This window comes from Synechococcus sp. H70.2, assembly GCF_047462275.1.
GTDB lineage: Bacteria > Cyanobacteriota > Cyanobacteriia > Thermostichales > Thermostichaceae > Thermostichus.
In genome coordinates this window covers 1-3913 of the sequence record NZ_JANSIU010000018.1, presented here as the reverse complement: position 1 = coordinate 3913, position 3913 = coordinate 1, and the positions used below count along the sequence as shown (strand labels likewise).

Sequence of the window (3913 nt, the reverse complement as noted above, 5' to 3'; positions counted from 1 at the left end):
AAAAACAGAACCCCTGTCCACTTGGCCAGCAACAACGCCGCCACCCCCGCCCCCACCCCCATCGCCCCCCACCAGGACGGTTCCTCCCCGTAGGCCCAGAGCGCCCAAAAAGCCAGCGTCACCGCCACCAGCAGCGGCAGCTCCAACATGTAGACATGGGCCAGAGCCGCGATCCCTGGGTAAAGGAGGAGCAGCGCTGCCGCCAACCAGCCCACCTCCTGAGAGTGGTAAATCCGCTGGCCCAGCCGCTGGGTTGCCAGGGTCAGGATCCCCAGCAACACCCAATTGAGCAACTGCCCATCGGCACGGCTAAAGGGGTGCAAAGCGGCCAACGGGATCCCCAGCCAATAGGCCAGAGGTGGGTAGCGCTGGTTTAAGTGCAAAAACTGCTGCCACCACAGCCCTTCCCAGCGAAACCGCCGCAGGTGATCCCCAAATGCCTGCGCCTGCAACAGATGTTGCGCCTCATCCCAGGCTGGCGGCAGGGGATCCGTCCAGTTCCAAACCAGCAGCAGCAGCAGCGCTGCCATCCCCAGGCCGATCCAGCCTTGGAGAAAGGGGATCCCCAACCCCCCTCTTGCTGCCGCTAGCCAACTGGAGGTCGTCTTCATGGCCTTAGCCCTGTTTCCTAGCGCTACACTCAACTGGGGCTGCCCTTAGAGATCCTCGAGGCCGCGATATTACCCCCCCATGACCGTTCCACCCTCTGGCTCCACAGGTGTCTGGATCCTCCCCGACCAACTGCACCCCCAGCAAGCTGCCCTTGCCTCCCTCTCAACCCTACCTCCCCACCGCGTCCCCATCCTTTTCATCGAATCCCACGCTTGGGCCAGCTCCCGCAACCATCACCAGCAGAAGTTGGTGCTGGTGTGGTCAGCCATGCGTCACTTTGCCCAAGAATTGCAACAGCGCGGCCACCCCGTTACCTATGTGGAAGCCGAGGACTCTGCTGAACCCCTGCAGGCCTGGGCCAGGCAACATCAATTACAACAAATCCGCCTCATGCAGCCTGCCGACATTCCTGTTCGAGCGGAGGTGGAAAAGCTGAGATCCGCTCTCCCCTGCCCCCTCCTGGTCTTGGAAAATAACCACTTCCTCTGGACAGCCTCCCAGTTTATCGACTGGGCCTCAGGCCGCAAGCGCCTGCTTCTGGAAGACTTTTACCGCCAAGGGCGCAGACGCTTCCGCATCCTCATGGACGGCTCCCAACCCCTGGGCGGGCGCTGGAACTACGACCGGGAAAACCGGCAGCCTCCTCAGCCTGGCCGGCGCTACCCACCTCCTCTGAGGTTTCCTCCCGACGCCATCACGCAAGCGGTGATGGAGAAAGTGCGGCGACGTTACGGCCACCACTTTGGATCCCTAGAGGGCTTTGGCTGGGCAGTCACCCGTGCCCAAGCCCTGCAGGTGCTCGAAGACTTTATCCAGCACCGCCTGCCCCATTTCGGTCCCTGGCAAGATGCCATGCAGGCTGGGGAGGACTTCCTCTACCACTCCCTCCTTTCTCCCTACCTCAATCTTGGGCTTCTCACCCCCCAAGAAGTCCTCGCCGCCGCCGAACAGGCCTACCATCGCGGCGGGATCCCTCTTCCTTCCGCTGAAGGCTTCATCCGTCAGATCCTGGGCTGGCGGGAATACCTGCGCGGCTTCTACGAATACCAGATGCCCCAGGGCTATGCCCAGAAGAACTTCTTTGGCCACTGCCGCCCCTTGCCGGACTTTTTTTGGACGGGCGAAACCGACATGGCCTGCCTACGGCACACCCTAGGGCAAATTCGCCGCCACGGCTATGCCCACCACATCCAGCGGCTGATGGTGCTCAGCAATTTTGCCCTCATCAGCGGCATCCAACCCCAGGCAGTGGAAGCGTGGTTTCACGATGTGTTCATCGACAGCTACGACTGGGTGATGCAGCCCAACGTCATCGGCATGGGCCTTTTTGCCGACGGGGGCATGCTTTCCACCAAACCCTACGCCGCCTCTGCCCAGTACATCCGCAGAATGAGTGACTACTGCCGCCATTGCCGCTACAATCCCAGCGAAAAGGTTGGCGAACGCGCCTGTCCCTTTAATACCTTCTATTGGGATTTCCTCTTGCGCCACCGCCCCCTCTTGACCCCCCTAGGGAGGATGAAATGGGTATTGGCCCACCTGGATCGCTTGCAGCCGGAACTAAAAGCCCAAATCCAAGCGCAAGCTGCTGCTTGGTGGGATCCCTGGCCTAGGAGCAACTCCCTGGGCCAGCCGTCTGGCTAAAATTGGAGCACCTTCCCTTCCTGTGCTACTTGGTTCAAGGAGCCCACGTCATGAAATGTCCCCGCTGCGGCAGGCAAGAAATTCGCGTTTTAGAGTCCCGTTCGGCAGAAGGTGGCCAAAGCGTGCGGCGGCGGCGGGAATGCATGTCCTGTGGCTATCGCTTCACCACCTATGAGCGCATTGAATTCATGCCCATCATGGTCATTAAACGGGATGGATCCCGGGAGAGCTTTAACCGCAACAAGATCTTGCAGGGGGTGATGCGCGCCTGTCAGAAAACCCCTGTGACCCTCAAGCAGATGGAAGAGTTGGTTAACGAGATTGAAGAAAGACTCCAATTAGAAGATGTGCAGGAGGTAACCACCCTCCGCATTGGCGAGATGGTTTTGGAGCGGCTGCGGCACTTGAGCGAGGTAGCCTACCTGCGCTTCGCTTCGGTGTATCGCCGCTTTCGAGACATCAAAGACTTCGCTAACGAGTTGGAACAGTTAGAGCAGCTGGAGCAACCGCCGCGCCAGGATCTAGAGCGCCTTCTGCAGAACTCCCTCACCTCAGAAGGGCTCCCAAAATAGCGCTAAAAAAATGCTCTCCCCCACCTCCCATTGGCAAAGCTTGGCGCTATGCTTGGGGTAGCAATCTCTGCCTGCACCAAGCCTAGGGCTAAGGCAGGGGGGTAAGCGGTGTTTAGCCCTACCCTTAGGAGATCCCTCTAGCAACATCTACGGGTGATCCCTTGCGGCCTCGCTTTCACAGCTTTTCACTGCCAACGCTATCTATGCAACACGACGTTTGGGGTTCTAGCCCCTCTGCAACTCACAACGACAACTCCAGTGGTTTGCCAGGCAACAACTGCTTTCCTTCCCCTACCGGCCTAGAGGTGGGAAAAGGGACGGTACCCCTCCAGGTATATCAACAAGCGGCTGAAGAGCTGGAGTCTGCCCGTCAGCAGATGGGCCGCCTCTCTCTAGAAAATCAGCACTTGCGCGCCCTACAGCAGCAGTTGTCTGGAGAAATTGCCGCCCTCGAGCAAGAGTTTCAGGAGCACCTGAACCAAATCCTCAAGCGTCTGCAGCAACTTAAGCTGCAGCTTGCCGACTCAAGCCAACAAGCGGCTACTTCCAAAGGAGGGACTACCGCAGCCCCTTGGCAAAGGGATAACCCAACCTCCTCTCCCTACGACTTTCTCGATCGCCTCAAGCAGCGCCAAGGCCGCAGGGAGACTTCTTCCTTCCCTGGCAACAGCTACTCTCCTACCCCAGATTTGGCTACACCCCCCTTCAATCTGCTCCACCGAGCCTACTCCTTTACCTCTCCTCTCTACCGCCGTCAGGAAACTCCAGCAGAGCCTCCTTCACACCAGGCCGGCTACCAGGTTCCCTGCCTGGAGGAGTTGATACAAGAGACGGAAGGCCGAGATCTCCACCCCTCCACTGGAGTTTATCAGCGGATACGGGAGCAGCATCATAGCTCCCAGGGATCCCCTTTACTGTGGATGGCAGCAGCCATCCTCCTAGTGGTTGGATCTTTTGGATTGGGATTCGTGGCAGTACAGCCCTTCTTGCGCGGTAGTTCTCCTTCTTTGCAAGCGCCGCGGTGAGTTGGTTGGGGAAAAAGAATCCCCCTAGTGGGGGCTGAGGGTAGGTGGGCTGGCACCGAG

General features: G+C 59.1%; 3 protein-coding genes and 1 pseudogene. 3 read left to right on the top strand and 1 reads right to left on the bottom strand.

The genetic code is table 11. The annotated features are described in order from the left end of the window. Window positions 1-611, bottom strand: a pseudogene (locus NW822_RS11310) (hypothetical protein); the annotation flags it as partial. A gap of 79 nt (window positions 612-690) precedes the next feature. Here NW822_RS11310 and NW822_RS11305 point away from each other — a divergent pair. From NW822_RS11305 to NW822_RS11295, 3 genes are all read left to right on the top strand, one after another. After that, window positions 691-2256, top strand: a complete 1566-nt coding sequence (locus NW822_RS11305; protein WP_414404508.1) for a cryptochrome/photolyase family protein — start codon at window positions 691-693, stop codon at window positions 2254-2256. A gap of 50 nt (window positions 2257-2306) precedes the next feature. Then, window positions 2307-2828, top strand: a complete 522-nt coding sequence (gene nrdR, locus NW822_RS11300) for a transcriptional regulator NrdR (protein WP_414404507.1) — start codon at window positions 2307-2309, stop codon at window positions 2826-2828. Window positions 2829-3031: 203 nt separating this feature from the next. Continuing rightward, on the top strand, window positions 3032-3853 hold the full coding sequence (locus tag NW822_RS11295; protein ID WP_414404506.1) for a hypothetical protein: 822 nt from the start codon (window positions 3032-3034) through the stop codon (window positions 3851-3853). Window positions 3854-3913 lie beyond the last annotated feature (60 nt).

Bases quoted from the DNA above. Each gene is read 5' to 3' on its own strand.
- NW822_RS11305 (WP_414404508.1), top strand. From the start codon at position 691: ATGACCGTTCCACCCTCTGGCTCCACAGGTGTCTGGATCCTCCCCGAC.
- nrdR (WP_414404507.1), top strand. From the start codon at position 2,307: ATGAAATGTCCCCGCTGCGGCAGGCAAGAAATTCGCGTTTTAGAGTCC.
- NW822_RS11295 (WP_414404506.1), top strand. From the start codon at position 3,032: ATGCAACACGACGTTTGGGGTTCTAGCCCCTCTGCAACTCACAACGAC.